Origin of the sequence: Marinobacter sp. M1C (assembly GCF_023314135.1) — a bacterium.
GTDB lineage: Bacteria > Pseudomonadota > Gammaproteobacteria > Pseudomonadales > Oleiphilaceae > Marinobacter.
Genome location: NZ_CP092289.1, coordinates 4353487 through 4379923, shown reverse-complemented (window position 1 = coordinate 4379923; position 26437 = coordinate 4353487). Strand labels below are relative to the sequence as shown.

The window sequence follows — 26437 nt, the reverse complement described above, 5'->3', positions numbered from 1 at the left end:
TGTAAAGGGAGTTGTTAATGTCCGGCATATTATGGACGAAGCGCTTGGGTTCAGGCCTGTTGGCGAGTCTTGCGCTGATGACGGCCGTGGTGCTTGGTGCGCCAGCGAAGGTTCCGTTGGCCAATGTGTATCAGCAGGGCGCGCCGCTTGCGGATTATTGGGTGAGCGAAAAACTGGATGGAGTGCGGGCTTATTGGGACGGTGAGCGCCTGTGGTCCCGCCGCGGCAATCCGTTTCAGGCGCCTGACTGGTTTGTCAGTGATTTCCCGCCGCAGCCGTTAGACGGCGAGCTGTGGCTGGGGCGCGGCCATTTCGCACAACTTTCTGGCATTGTGCGCACCGTTCGTCCCGTCGATGCGGATTGGCGTTCTGTGCGTTTTATGGTGTTCGATTTGCCGTTGATCGACCAGACATTCGATCAACGTCTTCCCCGTTTGCGCGAGTTGGTCAGTCAAGCGGGGTCACCCTATCTGGCCTTGGTTGAGCAGCAACGGCCCGGAAGCCATCAGCAGCTGATGGCTCGCCGGGATAAAATGATTGCTGTCGGCGGCGAAGGGCTGATGCTGCGCCGTGGCGCTAGCCTTTATAAGGCTGGTCGCTCGGATGACCTGTTAAAAGTGAAGCGCTTTGACGACGCCGAAGCGATTGTTGTTGGCATTCTGCCGGGCAAGGGCAAATATCAGGGGATGATGGGCGCGCTGCGGGTGAGGCTGGCTGGTAAAAGGGAGTTTCGCATTGGCAGCGGTTTCAGCGATGCCGAACGCGCAGAACCACCGCCACTGGGTAGCGTTATTACCTTCAAACATTTCGGCCACACCGCCACCGGCCTGCCGCGATTTGCCAGTTTTATGCGAGTGCGAAATGATGAACCGGAGTCGCCTGGCATTCAGTAGGTTTTTACCGTCTGGCCCGAACGCCGTTGCATTAATGGACTGTCATGGTGCCTTCAGGCCACTGTGCTAGAGTTATTTGAGCTGGCAGCCGCAATGTCAGCGTTGATGGAAAGAAACATTCTCCATCCGTTGTCGAATGAAGAATCGAATGAAGGGCCGAATAAAGAGTCGATTACACATCACGTTTCTGGATTACTCAACCAAGTCGGGAGACAGCACATGGAACACAAATCCGCACAAGACGATTACGCTCGCGTTAAAGACGATCTTACAGCGCTCAGGGAAGATCTGGCCGCACTGACCAAGGCCGTGGCCAGTGGCCAGGCAAACAGTGCCAGCAATCTGAAAGACGAAATCAGCAAGGAAACTCACGCGATTTTCGACCAGCTTCGTGCCAGCGGTGACAAAGCGATAGCCCGCGCCACGGAAGCCGGCTCGCAAACGGTGGAAAGCGTTGAGCACAAAATTGAAGAGCGCCCGTTTTTGAGCATCATCTTGATGTTTCTAGCGGGCATTGTGGTTGGTAAGATGCTCGATCGCTGATTATGTTTGATTCTGCCGCTATAAAAAGCACCATCCGCAAAGCCGCAGCTGCGCTGATAGGTTTTGTAATGGCGTTGATTTTGTTAGCGGCGCTGCTGCTTACCGGGCTGCATTTGCTGGTGAACGCAGGCACCCTCGCGCTTGCCCCGTTGGTGGGGCAAGCCGGGGCGATGGCCATTTCCGGGCTGGCTTGCGTGTTGTTGGTTGCATTGTTTTTCTATCGACTGGCCAGCCCCGGGCGTTCTTCGAAAGATCAAAGCGGTAGCGAGGGCAGCGCCAAGTCTGCTTCCCGCTCGCCGATACAGATTTTGCGTTCTGCGATTACAGACAACCCCCTGGAAGCCATTGCTATTGCGTTTGCAGCCGGTATTGCAGGGCACGACGACTCTCGCCTTCGACGCCTGTTGCTGCAAGGCGGTATGGCGATGATGGAACAGCCAGAAAAAAACGCGACTGCTCCTGCCGAACCGCAAACCCCTGTCGCAGATACCCCGCCCTAATGTGATCGCGCCCGTGAGCTGAGCTTTGTTTATCCAGCTCGGCCATAGCGACGCTCCGGTTTTTCACTTCTTTTTAATCAAACAGCCAACCCGGGACGCCTGAAAAGCCTTCCTCTGAGCGAACTTGGGGGTTTTATTGAGTTTCGCACGTTAACAGAAGATGAAGGCTTTTTACGGTATTTGTAACCCAAAAAAGACACGATGGCGGCTAATCTGGCTGTACGTGCTGGCGACAGTCTTTTCATACAAGCCGTCGTCGCAAACGTTGAAGATGCTTAACTCAAATCTTTATAGACGAACAACGAGGATAACCCCGTTATGAATTATAAATCTCGTATTGCTTGCGCCACGGTTTTGTCAGCCAGCGTTTTCGCTGCGCCGACTGTTCTTGCCCAAGGCTCTGTAGATCGCGAGTCTTCGGGCCCTTACATCAGCGGTAGTTACGGTGGTTACAAATCACACGGTGGTGATTTTAAAGACGATAACGATCTGCTCGGCGCCGCAGTGGGTTATCAGTTTAACCCGTTCTTTGCGCTGGAAGCCGGGTACATCGACTTTGGCAATTTTGGTAAAGACGACGTTGATGGCAAGCTTAAAGGTGTGAATTTGGTCGCAGTGGGACGCTTACCGCTGACCCAGAGCTTTGGTGTGTATGGTAAAGCCGGTGCGTTTGCTTCGTCATTAGATGTTGACGCTTTCGGCGAAAGCGAAACCTACGATGACGTCAGCCCGCTTGTGGGCGTGGGCGTGGATTTTCGTGTAACCGAGCACCTTACGGCGTTTGCGGAATATAACCGCTATGACATCGACATCGACTCAGATGACTTTAACGGTCAGCTCAGCAACAGCGGCCCGGAATTCGACACCGGTCAGGTTGGCGTGAAGTTTCAGTTTTAACAAGGACTGCTGCTAAGACCGACTAAAGAGCGAAAAAGGCGTGGCATTAAGTTGCCACGCCTTTTTTTGTTTACAGCAAACCGCTTTGCGCTACAGTGCCTGCTTTCAAGATGACTACAGGGAGAAACTTATGGCGGTTACCAAATCTATCGACTGGCGCACCACGCCGGCCGCCGTGTGGCGCCGGCACCGTTCCGGCCTGCGTGCTATTCGCCGCCTGGATCCGGTTACCTGGGGGTCGCTGACCGGCGTAGACCAACAGCAACAGGCGCTGGCGCTGAACACCGAACGTTTTTTGCAGGGCGAGCCGTCTAATAACGTACTGCTTTGGGGCGCCCGTGGTACTGGCAAGTCGTCTTTGATCAAAGCGCTGCTGAACCACTATCAGGCACAGGGCCTGCGAATGATTGAAGTGGATAAAGACGACCTGGTGCACCTGCCTGAGATTGTTGATGATTTGTGGGACTTGCCCTACCACTTCGTTATATTTTGCGATGACCTCTCATTCGAGGCCGGTGAAACCAGCTACAAGGCGCTGAAAAGCGTTCTGGAAGGGTCGCTGGAACTGCCACCGGAGAATGTGCGTGTGTACGCCACCTCGAATCGTCGCCACCTGATGCCCGAGTATATGGCAGACAATATGAGTAGCCACAGTCGCGGGGGTGAAATTCATCCGGCTGAAGCTATAGAAGAGCAGATTTCCCTGGCTGATCGCTTTGGCGTGCAGCTCTCGTTCTATGCGTTTTCCCAGGAGCTTTACTTGCAGGCGATTGATGCGTTGTTTGCCGAAGTTGGCGATCGTGAGGCCCTGCACCAGCAAGCCATTCGTTTCGCGACCGCTCGCGGTGTCCGCAATGGCCGCACAGCGCAGCAGTTCTTCCGTCAGCACGGCCCGCGCTCGCCGGTAGTTGACTAGTAAGCGATTAGTAGGCGATTACTCGGTGGTTAAGGCGGCGTCGAATTTATATCCGCGCCTGATTCAGCGGCGGGAATCACCAGCCGGAACGTCACGCCGTCAAGGCCGTTTCGGCTCTTATTTTCCGCCTCCAGGCGGGTCTGGTGGTAGTTCGCAATCAGCTGCGCAATCAGCAGGCCCTGGCCCAGATGATGTTCAGACGTGTTGATCTGGCCTACTCTATGGGACACAAACGCCGAGAAAATATCCGCCCCGGCGGGCAGTTGGGAGCCCTGATTAAATACGCCGAGTTGCCAGCCCTGGTCAACTCGCCGCAGATTCAGCTCAATACGTTGGCCTTCAGGGGTAAAGTCCCGCGCGTTGTCGACTAACTTATCCAAAAGCTGTACCAACAGCTCCGGCGACCCCAAAACATGACTGCCGTGCTCCGGGCCCCGGTACACAATAACGTGGTGCGGATCCAACGCCTGGTAGGCAGCTGTTACCTGCGTCAGCACTTCAGCCACGTCAAACACCTCTTTGTGTTCGGCTTCCAGGCTCTGCTCCAGCCGTGTGGCTTCACTCATGCTGCGCAAAATACCGCTAAGCCTGGCCACAGCGCTTTGGGCACGGGTCAGATAATTTTGCCGCTCGGCTTCATCGGCGCAGTGAGTCAGGTTATCAAGGGATGAGCGTACCACCGCCAGTGGCGTTTTCAGTTCATGAGACAAGCGCTGTGAGAAGCTTTCCAGGTATTGGTTGTAACCGTGAAGACTGCTGACTAGCCGGTTAAAGCGCTGCTGAAGCTGGCCAAGCTCGTCGTTACCGATACCTGACTTTGGCTGCAACGGCACCTGAGGAGCCATTCGGCCATCGGCATCCACGCACTGGGTGACCCATTTCGCCAAACGGCTAATGCGCCACGACAGCCAGCTGGCATAACCCAGCAGAACCACCACCAAGCCAATAATAATCAGAAAGCTGCGGGCCAGTACGGTGCCCAGAGCGGCGCCTGAAATGTTCAGCAGTTGATCCAGCGATTGCTCCAGCACCAGTGTTCGCCCACCAAACACCGGAGCCTGTGCGCTCAGCCACAGGCTATCGTTACTGTGACGCATCAACGCCGGGGCGGGAAGATTAACCGGGAACTGGCGCCAGAGCTGTTCATTCACCAGAATCGAGTCGGGTTGATTGGCTTTCACCAGCGCCTTCAGCAGATTCTGCCCTACCTGTTGTAGCCACGAGGCGTTTTCATCTGCTTGGTCGATGCGTGCAGACCTTGGCTCGATGCCCGTCGTGGTCGCCGGCTTGGTTAAGACTGTGCGCTGCTGACGGGCGATAACCCAACCGGATTCTTCCATTACTCGCAGTTGTTGGCCGCTGTCTAGCCAGCTGGCCAGCGTCTGCTCCAGATCCGCGTTGCGGCGAACCAGCGCAGCCGCTGGAATCTGCGCCAATGGCGGACTTTCAGCAGCCACACCTTCGCCTCCATAAAGGGCAAGCGTTATGCGGCTGCCCGCGGCAGGCCGGGGCAGGGCCAGTTCCAGCTGCCAGCCATTGGCCACCGGTTGCCAGAACGCGTTCACGCGGGGGTCGGTTTCGGTCCAGTTAGCACCGCTGCGGGCCGGCAGCTGTCCGGGTGCCGACGGGCGTAGCAACCAGGCCTGATTGCGCGGGTTTATACGGAGCTCATTGGCGCCACTGAACAGTTGCAGCAATAACCGGTGGTGGGCCAGCCGCGGCGCGCCGGGATTGAACAGCTGAGGTGGCTGGCCTGGAATGCGAATCAGCAGATACAGGGTTTTATCGCTGTGGCTGGCCTGCCAGTAAAGCGCGCTAGGCTGAGGGGCGGCCCCGGGCAGCTGCTGCCAAGGTTGAAGAGCGGACAGAGGTGCCTGCGCCGACGGCGGGAACGGCTCGGAGGAATCGTAGCCCGGCCAATCATCGGCGTAGCCGTCAAGCAGGAGGGCGCTATTCTGAGCCGCGGTATAAACAGCAAACGTGCCGGCGGCCAACGGTGGCTGTGCCAGCAGCTCATCACCCGCCAGCAGGGCCAGGCGATTTGCCTGTTGCTGCAATTGTTGCTGGGCCTGCTGGCGCAGAATGTTGTCTAACTCAAGCGCAAACTGAACCCCGGCAAGAGGAACCAGCAACATCAACAGGCTTACCAGCAACAGCTGGCGTTTCAGGCTCAGTGCGGCCACGCGCACGGCTCTTGGCTTGGGCCGAAAATGGCACGCTCAGGCATTGTGGTCGTGCCAGCGATAACCCATGCCGTAAACCGTTTGAACGCTGTTGAAGTCGCGATCCAGAGCGTTGAATTTGCCACGAATACGTTTGATATGCGACGTCACCGTATTGTCATCGAGTACCGTGCTGGCCGCGTCCATCAGCTGAACACGGCTGCGCACATGGCCCGGGTGGCGGGCCAGTGCGTGCAGCATCCAGAACTCGGTGACCGTCAGCTCAACGGCCTGGTTGTTCCAGCTGGCGCTCATGCGGTCCAGATTCAGTGTCAGTTTGCCTCTTGCCAGCAATTCGTCGGGCTGTTGATGGGCCTGATTCCAGGCGTCTGCGCGGCGCAGCAATGCATTAATGCGGGCCAGTAGATGTTCCATGCTCATGTCTTTGGTGACGTAGTCGTCTGCGCCCAGGCGCAGGCCGTGCACGGAGTCTATGTCGCTGTCGCGAGCGGTCAGAAAAATAATCGGCAGTGTGGCGGACTGCCGGCGTAAGTCCTGGCACAAAGTAAACCCGCCCTCGGCTTCGCTCCCCAGGCCCACATCAATAATCGCCAGGTCCGGTAACTGCCGCTGTAATGCCTGCCAGGCAGCTGGCCGGTCACCGTAGGTAGACACAGAAAAGCCCCTGCGCTCGAAAGCAGCGCGGTAATTATCGCGGATGGCGGGTTCGTCTTCGATCAGTGCCAGATGCTTGTTCATGGTGGCCCGGTGAGTGGATGAGGGGTTAATAGGCGAGCAGTGCTGTAAACCTAAGATAGTGATGACGCTCGCGCTGCACAAGGGCAAAAGGGTTGTGCTGCGGAGCTTGCCACAATTGATCACAGTTGCCCGCTGTCGTTGCCATATTGCGGTCATACAGTGCTGTTGCCATAAATCTACCAACGCAACGTACTAACACAACTGACCAACACAAAACGGCGGTGCTGATTATGATAATGACAGGTCTATTTTTTTCGCAGGTAATATCGTTCAGCCGTGCGCTGGTGCGCCGCACCATAGCCGGGTTGAGGCGTGGCCGTGATGCCGCCGGTCTTTGGCTGGTTATGTTGCTGATTCTGTTTGTGCATCCCCTGTTTGGCGAAACCGGCAACGCTCTGGATTCTGCGGTGTGGGTGTTTGAGCAAATTGGGACTGTCTCCGGGCCGTAAAGCTGACGTACACTTGTGCGCCAAAATATCGGACACAGAGTTGCTATGTTATGGCCCTACTAAGAAAAATACTGGCCTGGACGGGTGTATTACTGCTTTGTCTGCTGTCGATGGTGCTGTATTTGGCGCGGCCCTTTAATCCAGATAATAACCGTATTCTGGCGGGGGTATGTGCCCGTTTCGGGCGCGCAGTTCTTGGCATGCAGCGCCCGCTGTACGGCGCGGAGAATATGCCCAAAGACCGTTCCATGGTGGTGATTGCGAATCACCAGCATAACGACGATTTTTTGATCGTGGGGGATGTTGTGCCGCGGCGCTTGGTGGCGGTGGGCAAGGCGGGGCTGTTGTGGGTGCCGTTTTTCGGACAGGTATTCTGGCTTGGTGGCAACGTAATTCTGAACCGTTCGCGCTCGCGCAAATCCGTTGCCAGCATGCAGGCGGTAGGCGATACCATTGTTCACGAACGCAAAAGCCTGTGGGTTTTCCCAGAGGGCACGCGCAGCCGTGGTAAAGGGCTGCAGAGTTTTAAAAAAGGTGCATTTTACGCGGCCATTGCCTCCGGATCACCGCTGGTGATGGTGTGTGTTGGCCAGTACCAGGATGATTCCTTGGGCTGGCTGGGCCGCCGCAAACCGGTTCCACTCAGGGTTTTACCGGCCATTGAAACCACTGGCATGACCAACAAAGACATACCCGAACTGATCGCGCGCTGCCACAGCGCTATGGCCAAGGCAATTGCCGAGCTGGGTGAAAGTAAGGCACAGTGAGTTAGCTTCCGTCACCTGTCCGCGACGCAGGCATGGCCTGCGCGGGCATTTCATTGATCAACAGGACTGAATATGATTGTACCTATAACCGGTGTTTTCGCGGCTGTTATCGGAATTTTGCTGCTGGTTTTGTCTGCCGTTGTGGTTAAGTACCGAATCAAATACGGCAAGGGTATGGGTATTACGGAAGATCTCGATTTTGAGGCTGCCGTGCGGGCCCACGGTAATCTGGTGGAATACGCACCGCTGACCCTGCTGATGTTGGGTATTGCCGAGCTGAACGGCGTTTCCAACGGTTTTATTTACTGGATTGGTATGGCTTTTGTCTTGGGGCGCATATTGCACGCTTGGGGCATGTTCCAGGGCCATGGCGGGCCCCACAAGGCCCGCATGGTGGGTATTTTGCTAACCTGGGTCTCAATTCTGATGATCGCCGTATTGCTGCTGCTGAACGTGTTTCAAGTATACGGTTAGGTCGAAAAATGTCCGGGGTCTGGGCAAATTAGCCGGACAGCGCGCTGGAGACGCTGTGTTGCACGTACTCCAGTTCCACCCGGCGGTTGGCCGCGTGATCTGCCCGTGTTGCCAGCGGGCGGTCTGAGCCCCAGCCGACAGCTTTTAAACGCTGTTCATCCACGCCCTCTTCAATTAAAAAACGTACCACGGCGCTGGCCCGCATGCGCGACAGAAAATGACCATAGTCGTCGCTACCAAAGGCGTCGGAATGCCCGTGTACGCGCACATGTAGATGAACGTTGCGGAGCAAGTAGTGGCCGTGACGGGTAAGCATGTCCATGTCGGCGGCGCTAAGCTGATGTTTGTTGTAGCCGTAATGGAACTTCAGCTGACGGGGTTTGTGTGACTCGGCGCATGAATCTGGCTGAAAACCCTCCGCCAGAGTTGCGAGGGCCAGTAATTCCGGGTTATCCAAAACAAGAACGGTCATGTGGGGTTTCCTTGCATTCGGGGGCCGGCTGATAATGTTTTACGCCGTACGATGGTTCTTAAACCGGGTTTTCAAGCCCGATTTTGAGGCCGTACTATATATTAAGATATTAAGGCCGAACTATTGGCGCGCAGAACAATACCAGCATTAGGCGGTTGGTCGATAGCGCCATTAAACCTCACAACCAAGGCTACGCTATGACAAAACACGGCTTACAGGTGGCCAATTGTGATCAAATGTGACGACCCATGCTGATTATTCCCGCTGAAAACGCTGTTAACTGGAAACGCCCGCCCTGGATTACCTTAGGGTTGATGCTGGCCTGCGTGCTGGTGTTCACGTTTTATCAGGGTGCCGACCAGCGCAAGCTTCAGGTGGCTGTTAACCAGTATCTGAAAAATAATCTACAGGCTCTGGAGGCGCCGGTTTACGAAGATTACCTGCTGCGTAAGATACGCCAACAGGGTGATAGCGAGTCGGTTTACCAGCTGCAGCAGATGCGTAATCTACAGGCCAATCAGAAAGGCGGCTGGCTGGCGGTTACCCTGCTGATGGACCGCGACTTTTATCAGTATTTGCTCGATAACCGTGATCTGGTGTGGGCCAGCGCAGAACGCGAACGCTGGCAACAGCAGCGCGGCTTTATTGAGGACAACTTTATTGGCCGGCTCAGTTCCCAGCGTTTTGGGCTGATACCCGCGCAGTTGTCGTTGCACAGCCTTATCAGCTATCAGTTTTTGCACGGCGGCTGGGGACACTTGCTAGGCAATCTGGTGTTTCTGTTTTTGCTGGGATTTACCGTGGAGAAAGCCTTGGGCGCTACGCGCTTTCTGTTGGCCTATCTGCTGTGTGGGGCGCTTTCTGGCCTGATGTTCACTGGATTCTCTGCGGGCAGCCTGGTGCCGCTGATTGGTGCGTCTGGCGCCATTTCCGGGCTGATGGGCATGTATGTGGCGATTTACGGTCTGCAAAAAATCCGCTTTTTCATTTTCCTGGGCGTCTACTTCAACTATTTTCGAGCGCCGGCTATCGCCATTCTGCCGGTGTGGCTGGGTAAAGAAATTTACGATTACTGGTACGCCGGCGCTACCGGTGTCGCCTATATGGCCCACGCTGGCGGCCTGCTGGCAGGTGCGGTTCTAGTGGGAGCGCTGGGTAAAAGCTGGTTTCAGGTGAAAGATACGTTTTTCGAACCTGAACCTGAAGCGGACGATGCCGCTTTTACCGAGGCTTATGGGCAGGCTATGGCGGCAATATCTACGCTGGATTTTGATCTGGCCCGTACGCGCTTTGAGGCTTTGCGAGAAGCTTATCCCCAGCGCGCGTTGGTACTGCAACATCAGCAACAACTGGCACAACTGCGCCCGGATCTGCCCGAGTATCGCCACTTTAGCCGCGAGCGGATGGATGATGCGCTCAGCAGGCAACAATTTGATCAAGTTATTGCGGTATGGCGGGAATATCTGGCCAAAGGCGAGGCGCACCAGCCATTGGCGGCGGAAGACCACAACCGCGTGCTGTTTGCCAGCCTGAAACAGCATGATTTGAGCACCGCAGAAAAAGCTTTTGAGCGCCTGCGAGGCGCGGGCAGCGAGCTAATGGTCAGCGAGGCCTGTCGGTTGCTGGTGGCAGAATTTGAAAAACGCCAGATGGCGTCCAAGGCCCAGCACTACCGGCAGTGGTTGTAGCGCTACGCTGGTGGCACCAGACGTTCAACAGGCTTATGAATTAGCTATGCAGAACACTAGTTCGTTATGTTAAAGCTGGCTTTGGGGCCGCGCAATGGCTGGCGTTCCTGAGCTTGCTCCAAGAAGTGCTGAATCTCTGAGTGCTGGGGGTGTTGCGGGCACTTGCGTTGAATGAAACCCAAAAACGCCGTGGCTTTTTCCCACTGGCCCAGGCCGTTGGCCAGGGTTTGCGCGGCCAGCAGATAGGCTGGCACCAGTGCCTGGCTGTCGGCAAAGCGCTTGTGAAAATCCTGCAGCAGCTTCAATGCCAAACGATAGTGACCGCTGCGATAAAGCGCGCCGGCCACCGTTACCGAAAGCTCGGCGTCTTGCAAACGGAATTGTGGGTCTGCCTGCTGCAGTTGCACCAGCAAGTCTGCCAGGGCCTTGCCATTATTGTGCGCTGCCAGCCACGCCATGATGCGCGGATGGTTCGCGTGCAGGCTGCGAATATCATTGCGCGCCGCCAGCAGCCTGTAGAGTTGGCCAATGCGCAGCGAGTTGTCTGGTTCGCGCTTGAGCTGCTCTAACAGCAGAGTCTGCGCGCGATCGTAGTTGCCATCTTTCAGGTTCATGTCCAGGTCGGCATCAAAGCGCTGGCTGCGATCGCGGTGGTGCTGGTCTTCGGGTTCGACAGCATCCTGATAATCCGCAGCAAAGCCCAGCTCCTCCTGATACTGAAACAGCAGATAACCCAGCATGTGAAATAGCATCAGGGTAAAGGTGCTGTTAAGAAAACCCGCCAGCGGCCGCGATACCCAGTCTGAAAAGTGCGTCAGGGCAAAATCCTGGGCCGCGCCAGACGCCAGCACCAGAAGAATCAGGTAACCGTAAAGCAGGAAGTAAGGGCTGCCGATGCGGGCGATCAAAGTGGCCAGGTTCAGGGGATTTACCGCCGCGCCCACGCTGCGCTCCATGGCTAACACCATAATGCTTGCGGGCAGGGCCAACACCACAAACGCCAGCGTCAGCATTAATAGCAAGGGCCCGCCCAACATGCCCGCGGCCGTTACCAGTCCGCCCATCAGCGCAAACACCAGAATCTGCAAAATCACAATGTTAAAGCCGCTGCCACTAAACGCCTCGGCCAGCGGTGGTGGCTTGAGGTGGCCTTCTGCGGTGCGATTGATAACGGCGTAGGTGTATTTCATCAGCGCCAGCGCCAGCAACAGCCACACCAACATGCCCAGTAGGTTTTGCGGTACCAGTGCCGGCACCAGTGTGCAGATGGCGATAACCAGCAGTGGATCAGTGTGGAATGGATAGCGGAAAAACGCGCCCAGCCGATGCCAGAACGGCACCACTTCGGTGGCGGCGCCTAAGTAGCGCATTGCCTTGCTGCACTTGGGGCAGAGCCCGCGACGTTGTTTGGCGTTAGCATCTGGCATGCAGCGGGTGCAAAAATGCAGCTGGCATTCACCGCAATGCCATTTGGCCGGGTCGCCGGGGTGATATTGGCAATCGTGTTTCAAAATGTGTTTGTGTCCTGCCTGGCTTGGGTGCGTTGTTTATGGTCGCAAAAGTGTTACCTAAAGGATACGCCGCATCGATGTTAACGCTTCACTATTCAGCCGCTGAATAGTGAAGATCTATGTTATGGAGTTGCAGTCTACCGAAACGGTGCGATAGTAGTAGGAGCTACATTCACCGCAGGAGGTGCGCTATGTCTAGTGAACTTCACAGTCAGAATAGTCTGAACACCCTTAGCAGCCTAAAGGCTGGAAACACTACCTATCATTATTACAGCTTGCCGAAAGCGGCGGCTGAGCTGGGTGACCTTGATCGCCTGCCGTTTTCGCTGAAAGTGCTGTTAGAAAACCTGTTGCGCAACGAAGATGGTGTGACGGTAGACCGCAGTCATATTGATGCCATGGTGCAGTGGCTCAAAGACCGCAATTCCGATACCGAAATCCAGTTTCGCCCAGCGCGGGTGCTAATGCAGGATTTCACCGGCGTACCCGGTGTGGTGGATCTTGCCGCCATGCGCGACGCCGTTAAGCTTGCGGGCAAAGATCCGGCAATGATCAATCCGTTGTCGTCGGTAGACTTGGTGATTGACCACTCCGTGATGGTCGATAACTTTGGCGATGCTTCAGCCTTTAAAGACAACGTGGCCATGGAGATGGAGCGTAACCAGGAGCGTTACGAGTTTCTGCGTTGGGGCCAGCAGGCGTTTGATAATTTCCGCGTGGTGCCGCCCGGCACCGGTATCTGCCACCAGGTTAACCTGGAATACCTGGGTAAAACCGTGTGGCACAAGAAGCATGGCGATAAAATTCTGGCCTATCCGGACACCCTGGTAGGCACCGATTCGCACACCACCATGATCAACGGCCTGGGCATTCTGGGCTGGGGCGTGGGCGGCATTGAAGCCGAAGCCGCCATGCTGGGCCAGCCAGTATCTATGTTAATTCCAGAAGTGGTTGGCTTTAAAATCAGCGGCAAATTACGCGAAGGCATTACTGCCACCGATCTGGTGCTGACCGTTACCGAAATGCTGCGCAGCCATGGCGTGGTGGGTAAATTTGTCGAGTTTTACGGCGACGGCCTGAAAGACATGCCGGTGGCTGACCGTGCCACCATTGCCAACATGGCGCCTGAATACGGTGCCACCTGCGGTTTCTTCCCGGTAGACGAACAGACTCTGAAGTATCTGCGCCTGACCGGCCGTGAGGAGCAGCAGGTCGAGCTGGTAGAAGCCTACGCCAAGGCACAGGGCCTGTGGCGTGAACTGGGCCACGAGCCGGCGTATACCGCGACCCTCGAATTGAATATGGATGAGGTCGAAGCCAGCATGGCCGGCCCGAAACGCCCGCAAGACAGGGTGGCGCTGAAGAATATGAAAGCCGCGTTTGAACTGGTGATGGAAACCGGCGAAGGCGCACCCAAAACGAATGACAAACACGACAACGCACTTGAATCTGAGGGTGGGCAAACCGCCGTCGGTGTTGACAACAGCTATCATCATCACTCCAGTCAGATGCTGGCTATGAATGGCCAGGAAACCCGACTGGACCCGGGCGCGGTGGTGATTGCGGCGATTACCTCGTGTACTAACACGTCCAACCCCAGCGTTATGATGGCAGCAGGCCTGGTAGCACAAAAAGCGGTCGCCAAAGGCTTGAAAACCAAGCCTTGGGTGAAGACGTCGTTGGCGCCAGGCTCTAAAGTGGTCACCGAGTATCTGCGCGCAGGCGGTTTCCAGGGCGACCTGGACAAGCTCGGTTTTGATCTGGTGGGCTACGGTTGCACCACCTGTATCGGTAACTCCGGGCCGCTGCCCGATGCTGTGGAAAAAGCCATTAACGATGGCAATATGACCGTAGCCTCGGTGCTGTCTGGCAACCGTAACTTTGAAGGCCGGATACACCCTCTGGTGAAAACCAACTGGCTGGCATCGCCACCTTTGGTGGTGGCTTACGCGCTGGCTGGAAACGTGCGGCTGAATCTGGTGGAGGACCCATTGGGTGAAGACAAAGACGGCAACCCGGTGTATCTGAAAGATCTGTGGCCGAGCCAGCAGGAAGTCGCCGAGGCGGTGGAGAAAGTCAAAACCGACATGTTCCGCACCGAATACGCCGCCGTGTTCGACGGTGATGCTGCCTGGCAGGCTATGGAAGTCCCTGAAACCACGGTTTACAAGTGGTCAGACGATTCCACCTACATCCAGCATCCGCCCTTCTTCGAAGGTATGGGGCCTGAGCCTGAGGCGATCGACGACATTCGCGAAGCGCGCATTCTGGCGCTGCTGGGCGATTCGGTCACCACCGATCACATATCCCCAGCCGGCTCATTCGCGGCCGACAGCCCTGCCGGCAAGTACTTGCAGGAGCGCGGGGTAGAGCCAAAGAATTTCAACTCTTATGGCTCGCGTCGTGGCAACCACGAAGTGATGATGCGCGGCACGTTTGCCAACGTGCGCATCCGCAACGAAATGCTGGATGGCGTGGAAGGCGGTTATACTCGCTACGTGCCAGACGGTAAACAAATGCCGATTTACGACGCTGCCATGAAGTATCAGGAGCAGGGCATACCACTGGTGGTGATCGCCGGCAAGGAGTACGGCTCTGGTTCCAGTCGCGACTGGGCCGCCAAAGGCCCTCGCCTGTTGGGCGTGCGAGCGGTGGTGGCGGAGTCCTACGAACGTATACACCGCTCTAACCTGATCGGCATGGGCGTAATACCGCTGCAGTTCCAGAAAGGCACAGACCGCAAAACTCTGAAGCTCACCGGCGAGGAAACCATCGCCATTGATGGCTTGTCTGGTGAGATCACGACCGGTCAAATTCTGACCATGACGGTCACTTATCCAGATGGCACAACCGCACGTTGTGATTTACTGTCGCGCATAGACACAGCGAATGAAGCGGTGTACTTCCGTCACGGCGGGATTCTGCACTACGTGGTTCGGGAAATGCTGCGTAATGCCTGATTTCTGTTGCTAAAAGTCGTTATCATCAAAAGGCCAGCTACCTAAAAGGTGCTGGCCTTTTTTTTATGTGGCGGTGCGAGCATCAAAGGCTGTAATGTTGCGTGCGCAGTTTACGATCTTATACTCACAGCCTTGTCTGAAAGTTTTTGGCAGGTGCGTCGTTTTGGTAGGTTTTATTAAGGGAAAAGGCCACAGGATGAATGTGTTGATTGTTGACAGCGACGACAACATGGTTGCTTTGCTGACCAGTATTTGCGTTGGTGTAGACCCAAGGGTCCGAGTGCACGGATTTAGCTTTGTGCAGAATGCCTTGGACCACTGGGAAGTTCACGGAGCGGATTTGATACTGGCAGATGTGCACCTTTCCGATGGCAGCAGCCTGGAGCTGATTCGCCGTGTGCGCCGCTCGCAAAGCGAGGTGCCCGTGTTAATGATCAGCCGAACGGCCGATCGTGAATCCATATTGAAGGCGGCTCGCCTGGGCATCAGTGGCTTTGTCAGTAAACCGTTCAGCGTTGAATTATTGCACCAGCGGCTGCGCAGTTTGCTCCCCCAAGGGCAGGTAGGTGTCAGTATGAACCTGAACGAACACATTGCAGCAGCTGTTAGCACCATGGTGCAGTTACCCGGAACCCCAAACACCGCTGGAATAATCGAGCTGCTTCAGCGCAGCCAGAATGTCAGTGCGGCAGAGCTGGTGCGATCATGGCGTAACGAAGTTTCAGTAACGGCGCGTTTACTGGCGGTTGCGGGCAGTATTTCTTTTCGCCGCTCCGGACTGCCGGTGACAACACTAAAGGATGCCATTCTGGCTCTGGGTGTGCCTATGGCACTGAATCACGCGCTGGCGCTGTCGCTGGATATTTGTGGACAGTTGGCGCATCCGTTACTGGCCGAAAAAGCAAAAGAATTGCTGACTCAGGCCGTGGCCGTGGCCGACGGCGCGTACCGGCTGGCATTGAAGCTTGGTGAGCCTGCCGTACCTTGCCATACCGCCGGATTGTTGAGCCGGGCCGGAGACTTAGCGGCGTTAAAACTGATGCAACAGTACTGTGACTCAGGCGACAAAACCTTGAGCGCTGAGGAGATAGACCAAGCCCTGGCCGACTGGGCGCAACCTTTGGGCAATCAGATTAAAGTGCACTGGCGCCTGCCGCTGCCGCTGCGGGAGCTGATCGGCGCTGTACATTTTCTACCGCGGGAAACGGTGAGCCAGTCCAAAGTGATTATGCGGGCTGCCGGGTTATACGAAAGTGGGCTAATAGACAGTGATGACGGCAAGTGGTTAATGCGTCGGCTCGGGCTGGAGGGTTTCGGTTAAAGCACGGTCTGGCTCCTAACGGTGGCTGCCATTCGGGCGATCGGTTAAAATTTGACACGCATTTCTGACAATCATCCATCAAGGCCGTTATGTCTTCTTCTGAATCTGCGAACGAAATCAAAGCTCGACTGAATCTTGAAACCTCCCGTATTCACTGGCATGACCTGCAAACGTATTATGCCCGCGGGCAAGTTGTGCGCGTGGCTGCCGACACCGATTTGTTAAACGTGGCGTGCGAGTTGGTTGGCGACAACAAATCGCAGTTTGAACACTGGCTGGCCAGCGGCAAGGTAGGTGATGTTGCGCCGGATCTGGCCCGCATCTGGCACCAAAACAATACCGAGTTGTGGGCCGTGGTGATCGCGCCCTGGGTGCTGGTGCAAGACCGTGCCGACGGCAAGTTGCACTGATGCTGACCGGAGTGCTGCTGATACTGGCGCCGCTGTTTCTGGGTTTCGCCATTTCTATTTCCAACCGTCGCGCGATGACCACCATCCACTACTCGGTAGAAACCCTGGTGTACCTGATTCTGGGTATGCTTGGTTTGGGGCTAGGGCAAATGGAAGGCCTGGGCAGTCAGCTTAGTACCATGGCAACTCAGGTGATGGCCCTGGTGACATTGTTGTTGCTGTGTAATATGGGTGGCTTGTGGCTGTTTCACCGTTGGCGCCCGCTGACGGTGAACAACGCGGAAGAGTCGGTTAGCCCGGGCTATCGACGGATGTTTATGGCGGCGGCAAAACCCTTGCTCGCAGCGCTTGCTGGCTTGTTGTTGGGCTATTACCTGTTGCCGGCTATACCGTTTATTGATCAGATCGCCACTGGCCTGCTCATGCTGCTGCTGCTGCTGATTGGCTTGCAGCTTCGTAACGCTGGTTTGTCGCTGCGCAAGCTGTTGATGAACGTGCAGGGCTTGGGTATTGCCGTGGTATTAATGGTCAGTTCAATGCTGGCGGGTGTGTTGCTGATACCGGTGTTAGGTTTGCCCTGGCATCAAACATTGGCGCTGACTTCAGGCTTTGGCTTTTATTCGTTGTCGGGAATTGTCATTGGTGATGCCTTAGGCCCGGCCTGGGGCGGGGTGGCGTTTATGAACGACGTGCTGCGTGAAATCATTGCTTTGGCCATCATTCCGCTGGTTATCGCCAAGCGGCCAGCACTCGCCATAGGTTATGGCGGCGCTACCTCAATGGATTTCACTCTGCCGGTGATTCGCAGCAGCGGCGGCCTGGCCTGCGTGCCGGTGGCTATCGCCTCCGGCTTTTTGCTGTCGTTTTTTGCCCCGGTGTTCATGGGGCTGTTTTTGTCGTTAGGCTAGGCAAGCCTGACTCGCTTGCGGCCTCAGCCCGCCGGAAAAAACGTGCGCAAGCTGTTGTGGTAGGTCTGCTCGATCACTTGCTGCAATGGCAGCTCTTTTACTTCGGCAATTTTTTCGGCCACAAAGGGTAGGTAACAAGGCGCGTTCTCACGCCCGCGATAGGGTACCGGAGTCAAAAACGGCGCGTCGGTTTCCAGCAGAATTTGTTCGATGGGCGACATGCGTACAATATCCCGCACGTTTTCGGCTTTGTTGAAGGTCGTTATGCCGTTAAAGCCCAGGCACCAGCCTTGGTCCAGTGCATAGCGCGCGAGCCCGGGGCCGGAGGTAAAGCTGTGAATCACGCCGCGCCGGGTCAGGCTTGCTTCGAATTCGCGTAAAATCTCAATCATGTCTTCGTCGGCGTCGCGGCTGTGAATCACTACCGGCTTGTTGAAGTCGCAGGCAATTTGCAGCTGGCGGCGAAACACGGTGCGCTGCACCTCGCGGTCAGCGTGATCGTAGTAATAATCCAGCCCGATTTCGCCGACCGCGACGATTTTTGTATCGCCGGCGTGGGTGCGAATTTCAGCTTCTACTTCATCGTTGAAGGTTTCGGCTTCGTGGGGATGAATTCCCTGAGTGCCATAAATCCAGGGCGCCATCTGGCTCATCTGCCGCACACGCTCAAGATTATCCGGAGCGACCGCAATCGTGATAATACGCTCAATGTTCAGCTGCTCACTTTGCAGTAGAATATCCTCAAGCGGGCGCTCTTTGAGGTAGTCCAGATGGCAGTGGGTTTCTATGATAGGGTGATCAAATCGTGGAATTTCACGACGCTTCTTACTCATGGGTCACTCGCAATACGTTGCCGGCAAGGAATGTCATAATACTAACAGTTTTACGCTTTGTTCACCCAGCCAAAGGAGAGTTCTATGCACGTTGTGGTGATTGGAGGTGGTGTGGTTGGTGTAACCACAGCTTGGGAACTTTGTCGCCGCGGCCATCAAGTGACCGTTCTGGAGCGTCACAGCCTGGCAGGTAATGAAACCAGTAAGGCGAATGCCGCGCAGCGTTCTTACGGTGTTGTGTATCCTTGGGCAGACCCGGCTATGGTGCTTAAAGCACTGCCTTGGTTGGTAAAACAGGACGGTCCACTGAAAATGGGGATGCCGCCGTCGCTGGCAACTCTTCGTTTCATGTTTTCGACGTTGCGTTACGCCTGGTCGCCGGGGCTCTTCGGCTTTAACAGGCGCGCCATGTTGCGCCTGGCCAAGCACAGCCGCGAGCGTTTCCTGGTTCTGGAAAACGAGCTCGAGCTGGACTTTGACGGCGCCCATAAAGGCCTGTTGCATTTAGCCAGTACGCCGGAGGCGTTGGACGGCTATCGCAGAACTCAACGCTTGCTGAGTAGTATGGACATTCCCGCACGTATTTTGAACGCCGCCGAGGTAGAACAGTTAGAGCCTGGCCTGAGCGGCAACGGGCCACTTTACGGCGCGATTAGCTATGACACCGACGGTACCGGCGACTGCCATCTGTTTAGCCGTGAAATGGCGCGGGCCTGTGAAGAAAAAGGTGTGGTGTTTCGCTATGAGGTAGACGTAGAACAACTGCTGGCAGACGACCGACGTGTGAACAGCATCATGTTACGTACCAAAGATGGGCAGCGGGAAAATCTTAACGCCGATGCGGTTGTCGTCAGCGCCGGTTGCTGGTCTGACAAACTGACTCGGCCCCTGGGCCAGCCACTGCCGATTTATCCGGTGAAAGGCTACAGCCTGACGGCAACCATTACCGATGAACAGAAAGCGCCAACGTCCACCATACATGATGACCAATACAAGGTGGTTATGACCCGCTTGGGCGACCGCTTGCGGGCAACAGGGTTTGTGGAATTGAATGATTTTGACCGGAGTATTCCGCAGGCACGTCTTGAGACCATTAAAAAGGCGGTTCGCAGCCGCTTTCCGGGTTGCACCGACATCGATAGTGCAGAAAGCTGGACCGGGTTCCGCCCGATGACGCCAGACGGCCCTGCGATCATTGGCCGTGGCAACCGGGAAAATCTGTATTTGAATACCGGTCACGGTGTATTCGGCTGGACGCTCGCCGCTGGAAGCGCGGATGTGATCGCCAGTGTGATTGATAATCAGGAGCCGGCGGTGTGCCTGGATGCATTTCGCCCGGAGCGTTTCAGCGAGTAGGGAGCTTGGGCTTTAGAGGCCGCTGATGGTTACATAGAAACAAAAAAAGGCACCCGAAGGTGCCTTTTTTCTACTTCACTTGATCAGCTCAAAGTCTTAGCGACGCACCTGAATGCGAGCTTCAACCCGACGGTTGGCCGCACGGCCAGCGTCTGTGCTGTTACTAGCAATGGGTTCGGCTTCACCGTAGCCTTTGCTGGATACGCGTGCTTTGTTAATGCCTAGTGAGCCCGTTAAACGATCGGCAACGGATGCTGCGCGGCGCTCTGACAACTTCTGGTTGTATTCCGCTGTACCGGTACTGTCGGTGTGGCCAGCAACCTCAACGTAGGTGTTGCTTTCGGCCTTCAGCGTGTCCGCGATGTCACGAATCTCGCTGTCGTAAGCATTACCAATCGTGGCACTTTCCAGCGGGAACTGAACATCAATTTCCGTGGTGCTGATGGTTTCAACAATGCCTTCACAGCCGTCTTTATCGACTTTCATGCCAGCAGCGGTGTTTGGACACTTGTCTTTGCTGTCCACTACGCCGTCTTTATCGCTGTCCAGTTCACAACCTTTAGCGTCAACTTTGGCGCCGCGGGGGGTGTTAGGGCACTGGTCGCGGGTATCGGGCACGCCGTCGTTGTCAGCATCAGCCGGCGGCTGGGGTGCTGGTGCAACGGGAGCTGCCTGGCCAACGGTCCGGGTGAAGGCAACGCTGATGCCCAAAGACGCCATGGTGTCGAAAGTGCTGTCATCAATGCCGTGGAATTCACGCAGATCGCCCCGCAATGAGACGCGATCGTTGATGTTGTAACGTACACCGGTACCCAGGTTTACGCGAGTTTCTTCGCTGTTGATGCCCGGAGTAGACGGGCCAGTGCCGTCAAAGTTGGCATGACCGGCGCCCAATGATACGTATGGGTTCCAGGTACGATCCGGGCCGGCAAAGTAATAGGTACCGTCTACACGTACTTCGTCAAAATCGGTGGAGCCACTGCTGTATTTGCGCTCTGCATCAGCGCGCGAATAGACAGTTTCTACGGCCCAGTTCGGCAGAAAGCGATATTCGATGCCGACACCGTAGGTACCAGACTCATCCAGGTCGCGCTTGTCACCAAAGTACTGGTAACCGGCAAACGGGTTCAGGTAAATAGTTTCCTGGCGCTCAGCCAATGCAGGAACTGCAAAAGACGAGGCAAGGGCTGCAATAGCTACCGGACGCAAGAATTTCATAAACGCTCTCCATTTCGATTATTAAGTTTCAGGAAATCTACGGATTTGTGATCGCCGTCAACTCTTATTGTTAAATTAGGCTATTGGAGCGCAAAATTCAAAACAAGCTTACGTAATGTTACCTTAGGACTTATACGGGTATAGATTTAAATTTTAATTTTAACATATTGATTAAAATAGAATAAAAATTATTTTTACACCTAAACCAGCGTTAACTTAATGTGCTGAAATAGAGGTGAGCGCTTTGCTTGCTGAAGTTGAGGGTATCGCCGTTATCAAATCGAACCTCGAAGGCTCTTTCATCTTCACTGACAACGGTTCCAGCGCCAAATATGGCGTGCTGCAGCCGTTCCCGCTGCCATAGGGGCTGGTCATTGTCTTCTTGGCTTGTTTCGCCGCTCAGGGTTATGCCTTCGCGGCGACCGTAACGCTTGCTGATAGCCGTTAGCGGGGCGTTCAGCGTGAGAGCGTTGTTGCCATCTGGTTGATGCAAAGCGCCGCCCAGTTCGTCGGATAGCTCAAAGCAACACTCTGCAACAAAGCGGCTGGGGCCCTGTTCGCCGTCCAGGTGAGGGCGGCCGCTTGCAGGGCGCGTAATCAAGTGCAACTGCTGCCTGCTGCGGGTTATGGCCACGTACAACAAGCGCCGTTCGCTTTCCAGGTGGGCGCGTAGATTGTCTTCGGCGCGGGGGCTATAAGGCAGGTACTTTTCCTGCAGACCGGGCACGATCACCGTCGGCCACTCCAGACCCTTGGTGCGATGAATGGTCGACAGCAGAACGCCGACGGGCTTGGTGTCTTGCCCGTCGTTGCGACGGGCGCCAGCTTGTTGCTTCAGCGTGTGCAGGTGGGCCAGAGCTTTTTCGGCGTTAATATCCAGGCTTTTCAGATATTGGCGAAAGCCGTTAATGGTGTTGATTCGCTCTTCCGCGTTGTCGTGGGTCAGGGCCAGGCTGCGAATGCCGTCGTACAGGTCGGTGCTGTCGGCGTATACGCTGATCAGCCCGGCCACCGGGCCGCGATAGCCACTGAGCTGGTTCAGAGTTTCTGCCAGTTTGCGCAGCTTGCGGGCGGCCATGGGAGCCAGGGCGTTAAAGTCCATCGCCAGTATGCGTTGTGCCCATTCTTCGCCAAAACCGGCCAAAAAGCGTGCGAGCTGGTCCAGCTCCGGCTCTTTCAGGCCGACGTGGGGAAACCGAAGCAGTTGCCGCGCCAGCTCCAGACGGTCGCTGTCGGGTAATTGCGTGAGCTGTCCGGTTACTACCTGCAGCAGCGCTATAATCGCCTGAACTTCGCGGCTGAACAGCGCTCCTTTACCGGCATCAATACGGTAGGGCACTTGTCGCGCCAGCAGTTTCAGTTCAATGGCCACGCTCTGGCTCCATACCCGGAACAGAATGGCGGTATCGGTCAATTGTTCTGCTGTCATGGCTTGCAGCAGCTGCAACACGGTATCGGCGTCATTGTCGTGGCGGTGCAGGGTAATGATGGTGGCAGGCGTAGACGGATGCGCATGGCACAGTAAGTCTTTACGGCCACTGTTGTTGTGGATCAGATGGTTAGCCAGCAACGCTACCCGGTGGCCATAGCGGAAGCTGTAGCTTAGGGTTTGTTCCAGCGGGCTTTCAAACTCGTCGCTGAAGCGGCGCAGAATAAACTCCGGTTTGGCACCACGAAACTCGTAAATGGTTTGGTCCGGATCGCCCACTACGGTTACCCGGGCCCGATCACCGGCTACATAGCGCAGCAGCAAGTGCTGAATTTCGTTGGTGTCTTGGTACTCGTCAACCAGAATCAGGTCCATTTTATTGGCCACCAGCCTTTGCAGGGGCGGGTTCTGGTGAATGGCCATGACCGGCTCGTAGAGCATGTCGGCAAAACTGATACGGCTCTGGCCTTTGCGCCATTGCTCGAAACTGTGGAACAAGTCAATCAGGTAGCGCTGGCGCTCGGCGAACTTCATGTCTTCAAACACGATTTCAGCAGGCGAAAGGCTGGTTTTCACACGGTCAATAAAGCCGATGGCGGTTTCTATAAATTCTTTTTTGTTCCGCCGCAGCTCGTCTGTCAGGTCTTCCGGCACCAGCCGGCGACTGAGCTGAAACACCTGATAGTTGATTTCCTGGTCGCCGAGAATGTTAGCGGAAAAATTGGGTAGGTAGCCCTCCCGCACAAAGCGCCGGTAAAGCCGCAGGCCCATGGCGTGATAGGTTCGTATTTCCGGCAGTGCCAGGCCGCTATTGCCGCTCACCGCTTGCAGTTTGCGTTCGAAATCTATCTTGGCGCTGCGGTTGAACATCAGTACCAGCATGCGGGCGGGATCGTGCCCCTGGTGCAGCAGATAGCGAATACGCCAGGCCAGGGTCGTGGTTTTGCCACTGCCGGCGACCGCGGTAATCACCGCGTGTTCAAAGCCGGCGCTGATAATGTCCCGTTGCTCATTAGTCAGAAACTCGGGCAGGGGGATTTGTGCCGCTGGATTCGCCAGGGCCGTGGCGGCAGTGTGGGGTTGATGCTGGTAATCGGTAGCGGGTGGTTGCTGTGGCATGGCGCCATTGTAATCGGCAACTGGCCGCGGGCACAGGCCTGTTCCATAATGGCGTCGTCATTTTTCATATTCAGCAGTTTAAGAGCACCCTTTATGGCGCCTACACCGGATTCACCCAGTACCCGCGCATTGCAGCTTCTGCGGGCTGAACTGCGGCACGCCGGGGAGCGTAGGCTGGTGCTGATTGAGGGCAGCCGCAGTGCAGCATTGAACTGGTTGGCGGCAGAACTGCCATTTCTGAGTGCAGATCAGGGCTTGTGGGTGAGCACCAAGGCCGACAGCCCGCTGCCGGCTTTGCACGTAGCGACACTGGCGCAAGCAAGAACGTGGCTGGGGCGTGAGCTAGACCTGCTGGTGTGGGACGGCTTCAGTGGCAACCCGCCTGACGGGCTGGCGGCGCTGGCTGGCACATTAACGGCTGGCGGCCTGTGGTTCTGGCTGATGCCGCCGCTGGCGCAATGGGGCACATTTGCTGACCCGGACTACGCCCGCACCGGCCTTGATCAGGCCAGTGAACACCCCTTTGCTGAGCGCTTGGCGAGGATACTGTGTGATGCGCCGGACGTCATTCGGCTGGATGTGAGTGGGGATGAGCGAGCGAGCGCCACCATAAACTCAGAACTGGGCCGTGTGCAGGGTGAATTAAGTCGTCGCCGACTTGCAACGGCTTTCTGCGTTAGCGGCGGGCCCGAGCAGGACCAGCTAGTGCAGGCACTGGTGCGCTTTGGCTTGGGGCGCCGGCGCCGTCCGCTGGTGGTTACCGCCGATCGCGGCCGCGGCAAATCGGCGGCTTTAGGCTTGGCAGCGGCGGAATTGCTGTTGCAGGGCCGCCAGCGAGTATTGCTGACTGCGCCTTCGGCCAAACAGGTGTCCACTGTTATGGCCCACGCCCGTGAGCGCCTGGGAGCTCAACTGCAAAGTCAATCGGCTACTGAATTGACCACCACCAGCGGCGCCAGCCTGACATTTTTATTGCCGCAACAGCTGCTGGCGGACAAACCTGCCGCAGAAATTGTGATGGTAGACGAAGCCGCCGCCATAGCCGCGCCGCTGTTGCAGCGTATTTTGCTGGGCTGGCCCAGGGTGGCCTTTGCCACCACCGTTCACGGTTACGAAGGCGCCGGGCGGGGATTTGCGGTGCGCTTTCGCGAACAATTGGACCAACACACGCCGCACTGGCAAGAGCGTACTCTTTCGCAGCCGGTGCGATGGGCTGCCGGTGACCCGTTGGAGCCGCTGGTTTTCCGCTTGTTCTTGTTGGCGGCACAGAGCCCGAGTAATACACAGCAGCAGACTCCTGACCCCTCGCCGGTGTTGGAGGTAGAGCGCTGGCAGCCGGCTCAGGCAACAGAAAACGACTTGGCGGAAGCTTTTGGGCTATTGGTGGACGCTCATTACCGCACTACGCCTGCAGACCTGCGCCAGTGGTTGGATGACCCCGCAGCCGTCAGCTGGCGCGCTCGCACGAATGGGCGCACGGTGGGATTGTTGTGGGCTCAGGGCGAAGGCGAATTTTCAGCGCCCTTAGCGCAGCAGGTCAGCCTTGGGCAGCGCCGGCTGCGCGGGCACTTGTTGGCACAGTCGCTGGCGTTGCACGCGGGCCTGCCTCAAGCGGCCCGGCAGCGCAGTTTACGGGTAACACGAATTGCGGTGGCGGCCCCGCAGCGGCGCAGCGGTATTGGCCAGCGCTTAATAGCGGCCGCCCAGGCCTATGCCAAAGCGGATGGCTTTGATTATATCGGCAGCAGCTTTGGTGGCACGCCTGCGCTCTTGGCTTTTTGGCAGCGCCAGGGGTTGCAGCCGGTGCGTTTGGGCTTTAGCCAGGAAGCCAGCAGTGGTGAATATCCGTTACAGGCTGTGTGCGGGCTCAGTGCAGCAGGCGAGCGCTTGGTGCAGGATTTACAGCAGCGCCTGGGCCGACACTGGTTGGTGCTGGCCAGTCGCCAATGGGGCCAATGTCAGCCGGAACTGATGGCCGCCGTAATGCGCAGCCTGCCAGCCGGCCCGCAACTGGATGCCGAGGACTCTCGCGATTTGCGGTATTTTGCCGCCGGTCATCGTGGCTTTGAGCTGACCCTGCCGGCGCTACAGATTCTTAGCCGCTGCGCCGGCGCCGCAGACTGGCTGGCCGCATTACAGCCCGCGCAGTGCGCGCTTTGGTGCCGCTCTGTGGTGCAGGGCCGAAGTTGGGCTGAACTTCAGCGCGAGAATCTGTGCAGCGGCCAGCGCGATGCCGAACAGCAACTTAGGTTTATGGTCGCAGGCTGGTGCTGTTATCATCCGCGACATGCAGATGGCGTCTTGATCGATCGCATTTGAGCAGGATTTGGCAAGTGCTATAACGATAATCCGTTATATTAATAAGGTGTGTTATCCGCGGTTATTCGCGTATAAACGATTGCAAGCATTCGATTCGAAAAAATGAGAGGGTTGCCCTAATGAAATTGAAGCACTTTGCTGTTGCAGGTCTTTTTGCAATGAGTGCCGCGCTGCCGATGATGGCCAGTGCGGGAGATGTGGCCGCTGGTAAGGCCAAAGCGGTCGTGTGCGGCGCCTGCCATGGTCAGAACGGTGTTGCGTTAATCCCGATGTATCCGAATCTGGCGGGCCAGCACGAGATGTATTTGGTGTCGTCGTTGAAGGCCTACAGAAGCAAGGAACGAAATGGCGGCATGGCGGCCATTATGCAGGGCCAGGCAATGGCACTGAGTGATGACGATATTGCCAACCTGGCGGCGTACTTTGCCAGTCTGCCTGCAGGCGGCAAATAAGCCATCCCGCGGTCAGTTGTTGCAAAATAGTGAGGTGTTGTTACGTCTGGCTAAAGTGTCCGTCAACTTAGCCAGACGACA

23 protein-coding genes are annotated in these 26437 nt (G+C 56.3%); 16 read left to right on the top strand and 7 right to left on the bottom strand.

The features are described from left to right. Positions 1–17: 17 nt before the first annotated feature. From MIH19_RS20580 to MIH19_RS20560, 5 genes are all read left to right on the top strand, one after another. A complete protein-coding gene (locus MIH19_RS20580) occupies positions 18–893 on the top strand; it encodes a DNA ligase (protein WP_249006639.1) in 876 nt (291 codons plus the stop codon). A gap of 219 nt (positions 894–1112) precedes the next feature. After that, on the top strand, positions 1113–1436 hold the full coding sequence (locus MIH19_RS20575) for a hypothetical protein (protein WP_249006638.1): 324 nt from the start codon (positions 1113–1115) through the stop codon (positions 1434–1436). Between the two features lie 2 nt (positions 1437–1438). Beyond that, entirely contained in the window at positions 1439–1936 is a 498-nt protein-coding gene (locus MIH19_RS20570; protein ID WP_249006637.1) for a hypothetical protein, read from the top strand. 318 nt (positions 1937–2254) lie between these two features. Further along, on the top strand, positions 2255–2833 hold the full coding sequence (locus tag MIH19_RS20565) for an outer membrane beta-barrel protein (RefSeq protein WP_249006636.1): 579 nt from the start codon (positions 2255–2257) through the stop codon (positions 2831–2833). Positions 2834–2963: 130 nt separating this feature from the next. Then, the gene (locus MIH19_RS20560; RefSeq protein WP_249006635.1) at positions 2964–3749 is read left to right on the top strand and encodes an ATP-binding protein; all 786 of its coding nucleotides are present in this window, start codon (positions 2964–2966) and stop codon (positions 3747–3749) included. A gap of 29 nt (positions 3750–3778) precedes the next feature. Here MIH19_RS20560 and MIH19_RS20555 read toward each other — a convergent pair whose 3' ends face one another. Together MIH19_RS20555 and pdsR are read right to left on the bottom strand one after the other, a co-directional pair. Next, the gene (locus tag MIH19_RS20555; RefSeq protein ID WP_249006634.1) at positions 3779–5932 is read right to left on the bottom strand and encodes an ATP-binding protein; all 2154 of its coding nucleotides are present in this window, start codon (positions 5930–5932) and stop codon (positions 3779–3781) included. Between the two features lie 36 nt (positions 5933–5968). Next, positions 5969–6670: a proteobacterial dedicated sortase system response regulator gene (pdsR, locus tag MIH19_RS20550; protein WP_249006633.1), complete on the bottom strand. Its 702-nt coding sequence runs from the start codon at positions 6668–6670 to the stop codon at positions 5969–5971. Between the two features lie 230 nt (positions 6671–6900). On the opposite strand from pdsR, the gene MIH19_RS20545 reads away from it, so the two are divergent. From MIH19_RS20545 to MIH19_RS20535, 3 genes are all read left to right on the top strand, one after another. Beyond that, positions 6901–7119, top strand: coding sequence for a hypothetical protein (locus MIH19_RS20545; protein WP_249006632.1), 219 nt, complete (start codon positions 6901–6903; stop codon positions 7117–7119). 50 nt (positions 7120–7169) lie between these two features. Continuing rightward, positions 7170–7886: a 1-acylglycerol-3-phosphate O-acyltransferase gene (locus tag MIH19_RS20540; protein ID WP_249006631.1), complete on the top strand. Its 717-nt coding sequence runs from the start codon at positions 7170–7172 to the stop codon at positions 7884–7886. 72 nt (positions 7887–7958) lie between these two features. After that, the gene (locus MIH19_RS20535) at positions 7959–8360 is read left to right on the top strand and encodes an MAPEG family protein (RefSeq protein ID WP_249006630.1); all 402 of its coding nucleotides are present in this window, start codon (positions 7959–7961) and stop codon (positions 8358–8360) included. Between the two features lie 28 nt (positions 8361–8388). Here the strand turns inward: MIH19_RS20535 and MIH19_RS20530 are convergent, their stop codons facing one another. Further along, positions 8389–8832, bottom strand: a complete 444-nt coding sequence (locus tag MIH19_RS20530) for an OmpA family protein (RefSeq protein ID WP_249006629.1) — start codon at positions 8830–8832, stop codon at positions 8389–8391. A gap of 248 nt (positions 8833–9080) precedes the next feature. On the opposite strand from MIH19_RS20530, the gene MIH19_RS20525 reads away from it, so the two are divergent. Then, positions 9081–10520 (top strand): rhomboid family intramembrane serine protease, encoded by a 1440-nt coding sequence (locus tag MIH19_RS20525; protein WP_249006628.1) that lies wholly within the window; start codon positions 9081–9083, stop codon positions 10518–10520. Positions 10521–10576: 56 nt separating this feature from the next. On the opposite strand, the gene MIH19_RS20520 is transcribed toward MIH19_RS20525, so the two are convergent. Beyond that, positions 10577–12031, bottom strand: coding sequence for a B-box zinc finger protein (locus MIH19_RS20520; protein WP_249006627.1), 1455 nt, complete (start codon positions 12029–12031; stop codon positions 10577–10579). Positions 12032–12222: 191 nt separating this feature from the next. Between MIH19_RS20520 and acnA the strand changes: the two genes are divergently transcribed. From acnA to MIH19_RS20500, 4 genes are all read left to right on the top strand, one after another. Next, on the top strand, positions 12223–14991 hold the full coding sequence (acnA, locus tag MIH19_RS20515; RefSeq protein ID WP_249006626.1) for an aconitate hydratase AcnA: 2769 nt from the start codon (positions 12223–12225) through the stop codon (positions 14989–14991). Positions 14992–15187: 196 nt separating this feature from the next. Continuing rightward, the gene (locus MIH19_RS20510) at positions 15188–16312 is read left to right on the top strand and encodes an HDOD domain-containing protein (protein ID WP_249006625.1); all 1125 of its coding nucleotides are present in this window, start codon (positions 15188–15190) and stop codon (positions 16310–16312) included. Positions 16313–16401: 89 nt separating this feature from the next. After that, positions 16402–16722, top strand: coding sequence for a DUF2288 domain-containing protein (locus MIH19_RS20505; RefSeq protein WP_249006624.1), 321 nt, complete (start codon positions 16402–16404; stop codon positions 16720–16722). Beyond that, positions 16722–17630 (top strand): LysO family transporter, encoded by a 909-nt coding sequence (locus tag MIH19_RS20500; protein WP_249006623.1) that lies wholly within the window; start codon positions 16722–16724, stop codon positions 17628–17630. The genes MIH19_RS20505 and MIH19_RS20500 overlap by 1 nt, the downstream gene beginning before the upstream one ends. Before the next feature lie 23 nt (positions 17631–17653). On the opposite strand, the gene MIH19_RS20495 is transcribed toward MIH19_RS20500, so the two are convergent. Next, positions 17654–18463, bottom strand: coding sequence for a TatD family hydrolase (locus MIH19_RS20495; protein WP_249006622.1), 810 nt, complete (start codon positions 18461–18463; stop codon positions 17654–17656). A gap of 84 nt (positions 18464–18547) precedes the next feature. On the opposite strand from MIH19_RS20495, the gene MIH19_RS20490 reads away from it, so the two are divergent. Then, positions 18548–19819: a D-amino acid dehydrogenase gene (locus MIH19_RS20490; RefSeq protein WP_249006621.1), complete on the top strand. Its 1272-nt coding sequence runs from the start codon at positions 18548–18550 to the stop codon at positions 19817–19819. Positions 19820–19915: 96 nt separating this feature from the next. Here MIH19_RS20490 and MIH19_RS20485 read toward each other — a convergent pair whose 3' ends face one another. Next, a complete protein-coding gene (locus MIH19_RS20485; RefSeq protein ID WP_249006620.1) occupies positions 19916–21037 on the bottom strand; it encodes an OmpA family protein in 1122 nt (373 codons plus the stop codon). 211 nt (positions 21038–21248) lie between these two features. Then, positions 21249–23585, bottom strand: coding sequence for an ATP-dependent helicase (locus MIH19_RS20480; RefSeq protein WP_249006619.1), 2337 nt, complete (start codon positions 23583–23585; stop codon positions 21249–21251). A 93-nt stretch (positions 23586–23678) separates the two neighbouring features. Here MIH19_RS20480 and MIH19_RS20475 point away from each other — a divergent pair, with 93 nt between their 5' ends. Together MIH19_RS20475 and MIH19_RS20470 are read left to right on the top strand one after the other, a co-directional pair. Then, entirely contained in the window at positions 23679–25904 is a 2226-nt protein-coding gene (locus tag MIH19_RS20475) for a GNAT family N-acetyltransferase (protein WP_249006618.1), read from the top strand. A 119-nt stretch (positions 25905–26023) separates the two neighbouring features. Further along, entirely contained in the window at positions 26024–26356 is a 333-nt protein-coding gene (locus MIH19_RS20470) for a cytochrome c (RefSeq protein ID WP_249006617.1), read from the top strand. Positions 26357–26437: the final 81 nt, after the last annotated feature.